9 protein-coding genes are annotated in these 7,160 nt (G+C 35.6%); 3 read left to right on the forward strand and 6 right to left on the reverse strand.

Annotated features, from left to right (window positions below; genetic code table 11):
* The 3 genes from WG67_RS06440 to rsfS form a co-directional block, all read right to left on the reverse strand.
* A partial coding sequence (locus tag WG67_RS06440; protein ID WP_179945734.1) for an IS5 family transposase occupies positions 1-831 on the reverse strand: 831 nt, incomplete at its 3' end.
* Between the two features lie 398 nt (positions 832-1,229).
* Positions 1,230-2,480, reverse strand: coding sequence for a tyrosine--tRNA ligase (gene tyrS / locus WG67_RS04840; RefSeq protein WP_007548582.1), 1,251 nt, complete (start codon positions 2,478-2,480; stop codon positions 1,230-1,232).
* A gap of 231 nt (positions 2,481-2,711) precedes the next feature.
* Positions 2,712-3,029, reverse strand: a complete 318-nt coding sequence (gene rsfS / locus WG67_RS04850; RefSeq protein ID WP_006279567.1) for a ribosome silencing factor — start codon at positions 3,027-3,029, stop codon at positions 2,712-2,714.
* A gap of 179 nt (positions 3,030-3,208) precedes the next feature.
* Here rsfS and WG67_RS04855 point away from each other — a divergent pair, with 179 nt between their 5' ends.
* From WG67_RS04855 to WG67_RS04865, 3 genes are read left to right on the forward strand one after another with little or no spacing between them, the layout of a single operon-like run.
* The gene (locus WG67_RS04855; RefSeq protein WP_022626414.1) at positions 3,209-3,826 is read left to right on the forward strand and encodes an AAA family ATPase; all 618 of its coding nucleotides are present in this window, start codon (positions 3,209-3,211) and stop codon (positions 3,824-3,826) included.
* Positions 3,819-4,307 carry an RNA pyrophosphohydrolase gene (locus WG67_RS04860; protein ID WP_006279569.1) on the forward strand — a complete coding sequence of 163 codons (489 nt, stop codon included), beginning with the start codon at positions 3,819-3,821 and terminating at the stop codon, positions 4,305-4,307. The genes WG67_RS04855 and WG67_RS04860 overlap by 8 nt, the downstream gene beginning before the upstream one ends.
* The gene (locus WG67_RS04865) at positions 4,304-5,071 is read left to right on the forward strand and encodes a TatD family hydrolase (protein WP_010082353.1); all 768 of its coding nucleotides are present in this window, start codon (positions 4,304-4,306) and stop codon (positions 5,069-5,071) included. Before WG67_RS04860 ends, WG67_RS04865 begins: the two co-directional genes overlap by 4 nt.
* 27 nt (positions 5,072-5,098) lie before the next feature.
* Here WG67_RS04865 and mdh read toward each other — a convergent pair whose 3' ends face one another.
* From mdh to WG67_RS04880, 3 genes are read right to left on the reverse strand one after another with little or no spacing between them, the layout of a single operon-like run.
* Positions 5,099-6,049, reverse strand: coding sequence for a malate dehydrogenase (gene mdh, locus WG67_RS04870; RefSeq protein WP_070356978.1), 951 nt, complete (start codon positions 6,047-6,049; stop codon positions 5,099-5,101).
* A 3-nt stretch (positions 6,050-6,052) separates the two neighbouring features.
* Entirely contained in the window at positions 6,053-6,625 is a 573-nt protein-coding gene (locus tag WG67_RS04875; RefSeq protein ID WP_070356979.1) for an NADH-quinone oxidoreductase subunit C, read from the reverse strand.
* Entirely contained in the window at positions 6,618-7,124 is a 507-nt protein-coding gene (locus WG67_RS04880; RefSeq protein WP_070356980.1) for a NuoB/complex I 20 kDa subunit family protein, read from the reverse strand. The genes WG67_RS04875 and WG67_RS04880 overlap by 8 nt, the downstream gene beginning before the upstream one ends.
* Between the last annotated feature and the right edge of the window lie 36 nt (positions 7,125-7,160).

Genomic DNA, 7,160 nt, shown 5'->3' on the forward strand with positions numbered 1-7,160 from the left:
TTTCAGTTGCGAGAAAAAACTTTCTATATAAGATCTTTTTCCATAACTCATCTCTTTTTTCCACTTCTTTATACCATCTTCATCATATGACTTTATGAGCTTGACTGCAGAATTTCTCTCAGCCATATAGTCTAACTTTGGATGCTCTGCTGCGTTGTTTTTCGGAGGAATTTTCGTTTTTATACCATATTGATTACACAGCTTATAGAGCTTTTCTCTGTCATATGCCCTATCTGCATATAGTACTTTTATGACATACTGAAAATCGACTTCTTTTAGCAAATCACAAGCTCCATAGTGATCAGAGTAGACACCGTTACTGTATTTCACAGCTATGGCTTTTTTGCTGTTTGTATTCAACATTACATGCAATTTTCTTGTCTGTTCATAGCTGCGATACTTTCTATCTTCGCTATTTTCTTTGCTATGACCAGGAGTGTTGTTGTATATACTAATTCCTGTACTGTCTATAGCAATTTCGATATCTTCCATATTATTTTTATCAATTCTGCAATCATTGATCTTAATATTGAGTTTCTTAAACCTTCTTGATGATTGTGAATAGCTGATAACTTGCAAATTTTTCCCAATTTGCTCAAGGCATCCTGCTATAAACCCAACTGTTTGCCTCAGGCCTATTCTAAATAAACAAGTTATTATGTGCACCAAAATTACAACTTTATCGCTATAAATATTGTTGCCACCTGGTATTTTTGGACCATTCTCGTACCACTTTTCTATGGCTTCGTTGATATAATGAAAAATATTTCCTCTTTTTTCTAGAAATTTGTTATATTCGCTATGGTTACTGACCCTCATTTTTTGTGGCATATTTTTTCTTTCAAGGTTAAATGGCTATTTTATAATGAATTTTGTCAGTAGCCACCAGATTTTTTCAGTTGCTATGCAACAAAGCCATCCCAGTGTCGGCTACTTGGATGACAAGAAGAGGGTACTTGGATAAGAGGCATTGCCCTCCTGGTAGGCCCAAATTGCAATGTCCGTACAGTTATGGATTCATTCGCGGTATAGATTCCGCTAATGAGTAGCGGAATGACGAATTTGTTGTTTTTCAAATTGTAGGTAAACCTAAGCCACTTTAGCTATATATAATAGAATTTCGCTTTCTACTATCTTTCCAGTTGTTTTATACATAATTCTCGAATTTTGAAAATTTGCTCCATATCTAATTTCTCACTTGTATAAAATTTGTTTTCTTACTTCGAGACCTAATCTACCACAACTTTTATATGGCGTTTCTTTCCTGCAGATAATTTTATAAATGGCTGATCTTTAAAGCTTTCGAAATTTATTACATGATCAATATTGTTTACAACATTATCATTAATCTTGCATCCGTTGCCCTGTATTAAACGCTTTGCAGCGCCTTTTGAAGGTTCAAAACCGGTGTCATGTAGTAGGTCTACTAAGGATATGCCGCTTGCAACTTGTTCTTTTTTTATGATGTAATCAGGAAGTAGTGAGCTATCTTCATTCTCAAAAGCAGAAATTGCAGCAAATTGTGCAAGTTCCGCTTCTTTGTCACCATGACATATTTTTGTCACTTCTGTTGCCAAGACCTTTTTTGCTTCATTTATTTCTTGATCCTTTAAAGACTCTAATTTTCTAATCTCATCAATTGGCACATCAGTGAGCAATCTTAAAAAACGTCCAACATCTTGATCATCAACGTTGCGAAAATATTGCCAGTAGTCGTAAGGCTTTAGCATATTATCATCAAGCCACACTGCTCCACTTTCAGTTTTGCCCATTTTTTTTCCTTGTGCATTTAATAAAAGAGGCATGGTAAGGCCAAATAGCTCAGGTAAATTCAACTTTTTTCCAAGTTCAATTCCGTTTACTATATTTCCCCACTGGTCTGACCCTCCAATCTGCAGACGACAATCATATTTTTTGTTTAATTCAATAAAGTCGTAAGCTTGCAATAGCATGTAATTAAATTCTAGAAAGCTTAAGGTTTGCTCTCTATCCAGCCTGGTTTTCACACTATCAAAACTTAGCATACGATTTACAGAAAAATAAGCTCCTATATCACGCAAAAAATCTATGTATTTTATGTTATCCAACCAATCTGCGTTATTTACTATCATTGCACCAGTCTTGCTGTCATTAAAAGACACCATTTTCTCTAATATTCTCCTTATACTGGATGTATTTTGATTGATGTTCTCTACAGGCAAGATGCTTCTTGCTTTATCTTTGAAGGATGGGTCACCAATTTTTGTTGTGCCACCTCCAAGTAAGACTATCGGCTTATAACCAAATTTTTGTAGGTGACAGAGCATCATAATCTGAATTAGGTGACCAGCATGAAGACTTGGTGCTGTGCAATCAAACCCAATGTATGCAACTATATAATTGCTCTGCAATAATAATTGATCTAGTCCTTCAATGTTTGTGCATTGGTATAGGTACCCTCTTTCTTGGATGAAATTTAAAAATTCAGATGCGTGTTTCATTTTATAAACCCCAGTCTATCCTGTCATTAATGCCGAAGGTAACCCTAATAGAGAAGCCAGTGCCCAGACACTGGAACTTAATTATAAACAAGCACACTATACAACGTTTCCGATGAAATTGCATGAAAAACTGGATTCCAGTGTCAGCTACTTTCATGACACCACTACCTGTGCAGGAGTTGCCTTCAAAATTACAACGTTTGTGCAGTTGTGCACCAGCTATCCAGGCAATCAGTTCCATAACTCTTCTATTTTATAATACTCCCTTACTTCCGGCCTGAATATGTGAACCATTATGCCTTGAAAATTCAAAACTACCCAATTGCCTTCATCCATACCTTCTACATCTATTTTATCATGTGGCTTGAGGCTTTTTATTACGTGCTCAGCTAAAGCTTTAACGTGACGGCTTGAATCACCAGATGCAATAATCATATATTTTGCAATAACGGTTTTATTCTGCACATCAAAAGTTACTATATCATGACCTTTATTTTGATCTATTATCTCTTCAATTGTACTTCTTATCGATTCCATATCGCTAAGCATTGTTTACAGGTTATATGATTCATTTATAATTATATACTCAAAATTTCTAAATATGAACTATTTTCAACGCAACTACTTGTTAAAGGTATTACCTGCATCTATTTTATCATCATGTTTTTAGCATGTACAATGTATATACTTTTTATATAATTGAAAATAGCTTTTTACTAGTATTCATTATGGGCAAGACTCTCATCTACTTAATCGGCTTTCCAGGCAGTGGTAAGTTTACTACTGCAAAGGAACTGTGTAAAATCATTGGTGCAGTAATAGTAAGCAATAATCTATTCAATAATATTATATTTGATATTGTTAAATTACAAAACGCTGAAGTTCCAGATGACCTATGGGAAAAAATTTTTGCAGTTAGGGAAAATGTATTAGCAATACTGGAAAAACACTACGTAAAATCAAAACATTATATATTTACAAATGAATTGATAGAGGGTGATCCCTATGACCAAAGATTATATAACTCAGTGGTAAATTTAAGTAAAAAAATGGACATGGAAATTTTTTCTGTAGTATTACATTGTAATAATGAAAAACTAGTAAGACGTGTCCAATCAGAAGAGAGATATCAGGAAAATAAAATTACTGATCCGGATTTTGCTATAAAGAAAATTGAAGGGAAAAGGCTATTTATACCTGAGGGTTCGCTTGAAATTGATAACTCGAACTTGAGTGCAAAGGAAGTTGCAAAGAAAATTGTTGAAGAGATGAAGAAAGAAAAAAATGGAAAATTAATTAAAACTTCTGTAACAAATCATTTAAAAACAGAGCGTACTCGTGGTTGAGCAGAAAGATAAGTACCGTCCTTGTGTTGGCATAATGCTATTTAACAGACAAGGACATGCCTTTATTGGAAAACGCTTTGATAGCGATTCTTACTGGCAGATGCCACAAGGAGGTGTTGATGATGGTGAGGAACTGGAACAAGCAGCGTTACGTGAGTTGCTAGAGGAGGTTGGTACTAATAAAGTAAAGGTTATAACTAAAAGCAAGGATTGGATATACTACAACTTGCCTGAAGAAGTTATACCAATATGCTGGAATGGAAAATATTCTGGTCAAAAGCAAAGGTGGTTCTTAATGAAGTTTTGCGGAGAGGATGAGGACATTGATATTAATTATACTGGTCATCCAGAGTTCAAAGAGTGGCGTTGGCAAGGTATAGATAGTTTAGTAGCCAGTGCTATATCATTTAAAAAAGAAGTTTATAAAACAGTGATAGAAGAGTTTTCTTCTATAATAAAAGCCTCAACAATAAGCTCATGATAGTAGATTCTCATTGCCACTTGATTTATTTTTCTGACGATGAAATACCAAAAGTAATTTCAAGGGCAGAGCAAAATGGTGTAAAGGTTTTGCATAACATATGCGTAAGCATTGACGATGTTCCTAAGTTATTAAAAATTTCTTCATCCTATGATCAGGTCTACTCCTCTGTTGGTATACATCCGCTTGATGCTGCTATAGAAAACGGTGAGTGTATACATGTTGATGAATTAGTTGAATTTACCAAGAACCAAAAGGTAATTAGTATCGGTGAAACCGGGTTAGATTTTTATAAATCTGACAACAAAGACAATCAGAAAAAAAGTTTTGCATTACATATAGAAGCGTCAAGAATAACTGGACTACCTTTAGTTATTCACACAAGAAGCGCTGATAATGAGATGATCGATATGTTAAGGTCAGAAATGAAAGCCGGTGCTTTTAGTGGAGTAATGCACTGCTTTGCTTCCTCTAAAGAACTTGCTTATCAATCTATAGATTTGGGGTTATATATTTCATTTTCTGGAATTATTACTTTTAAAAATGCGAGCTTACTCAGAGAAATTGCACAAAATGTACCACGCGAGCGTGTTTTAGTCGAAACTGATGCACCATATCTATCACCTGAGCCTTATAGGGGAAAAAAGAATGAACCAGCAATGGTGAAATACGTTGTTGATTGTTTGGCAGAGTTGTGGAATGAGTCACCAGAACAAGTAGCGAAGGTAACCACAAGCAACTTTTTTAGGCTGTTTGAGCTATAAAGAAGCTCTATAAAACCATTAATTTGCTTATGAACCTAAAGATTTCACCAGCTCTCTCACCGAGTTTACAGACTTATTAAACATTTCTTGTTCACTATCATTCATTTTAACTTCTAGGATCTTTTCAATTCCGTTTTTTCCAATAATTACAGGAACACCAATAAACAACTCTTCTACACCATATTCACCATTAAGGTAAGCAGCACATGGTAATATGCGCCTCTTATCTTTTAAATATGATTCTAACATGCATATAGCTGAAGATGCAGGAGCGTAGTATGCAGATCCAGACTTAAGCAGATCAACTATTTCTTTACCGCCATTGCGAGTGCGTTCAACTATTTCATCGACTTTTTTCTGTGTGATAAGACCCATATCGATCATTTGAGTAAGTGGAACTCCAGCAACTGAAGCACAATTGATTAGTGGTACCATAGTGTCGCCATGTCCTCCAAGCACAAAAGCAGATATATCTTCAACTGAGATATTTAACTCACTTGCAAGAAAGTAACGAAAACGGGAAGAATCAAGCACTCCTGCCATGCCAACAATCATATTAGTTGGAAGGTTTGAAAATTTATGCACCACTGAAACCATGGCATCCAAAGGGTTGGTAACCACTATTACAAACGCGTTTGGAGAATATTTTTTAATATTTTCGCCAACCTCCTTCATTACTTTAGCATTGGTTTGCAGGAGGTCATCCCTGCTCATTCCAGGTTTTCTAGCGATGCCAGCGGTTATTATAATTGCATCGGAGTTTTTTATATCTTCATACCTATTTGTGCCAGTAATATTGACATTAAATCCATCAATAGGGGATGATTCTGCTATGTCGAGTGCTTTACCTTGTGGTATTCCATCACTAATATCAAGTAAAACAACATCACCGAGTTCCCTTAGTGCAATCATATGGGTGAGAGTTCCACCGATATTTCCTGCACCGATTAAAGATATTTTTTTTCTTTGTACTGTCATTTTCTACTCCTTTGTATTTACTTTTATGGTTTTACCTTCCCAAGGCGATAAGCTATCAAACATACGAAAATCTTGCGGTAAATCTATAGGATTATACACAACCTTTTTTGTCTCTATATCATATCTTACTTCCTCATAACCAGTGAGAGGGAAATCTTTTAACATTGGATGACCTTTGAATCCATAGTCTGTTAGAATCCTACGCAAATCAGGGTGATCAGAAAACTCTATTCCATACATATCAAACACTTCACGCTCAAACCACAAAGCCGTACTAAATATCTTCGCTACACTTGGAGGCATGTCGCTTTCACATAACTGAAGCTTTATGTGTACTCTAATATTATGCACAATGCTGAGTAGATTGTATATTAGCTCGAAACGCTTCTCTCTATTTGGATAGTCAACCCCAAAAATATCAACTAATAGTTCAAACCTACACTTTTCATTATCACGTAGAAAGAATAGGTACTTTTCAATTTCATCTAAAGTTGAATATATTACAATAATGCCATCATCTTTTTGAATGCACTCGCATTTGGTCTTTTTTTGTATATACTTTGCAGTTTTATCCATTCCGAGTCCGTTTTATTTTGTTTTGTAGGCATAGCATTCCATATAGCAACGCCTCAGCGGTTGGTGGGCATCCAGGGACATACACGTCAACTGGCACAATTCTATCACAGCCTCGGACTACTGAATAAGAGTAATGGTAATAACCACCACCATTTGCACAACTTCCCATGGAAATAACATACTTCGGGTCTGCCATTTGATCATAAACCTTGCGCAATGCTGCTGCCATTTTATTAGTTAGTGTGCCAGCAACAATCATCACATCTGATTGACGTGGGCTTGCACGAAACATTATACCATATCTATCAAGATCATAACGGCTGGATGCAGTATGCATCATCTCAACTGCGCAACATGCAAGACCAAATGTCATTGGCCACAATGAACCAGACCTTGCCCGATTCATTACATAATCTGTTAAATCACCAAATTTAGTGACAAGAAACCCTTCTTTTTTATAACGACCCCAGTCATCATTAGATAGAATTTGATTTGTCATAAACTACTCCCCACTAGCTTTTTTACACCATTCATA

This window comes from Wolbachia endosymbiont of Drosophila incompta (assembly GCF_001758565.1).
GTDB lineage: Bacteria > Pseudomonadota > Alphaproteobacteria > Rickettsiales > Anaplasmataceae > Wolbachia > Wolbachia pipientis.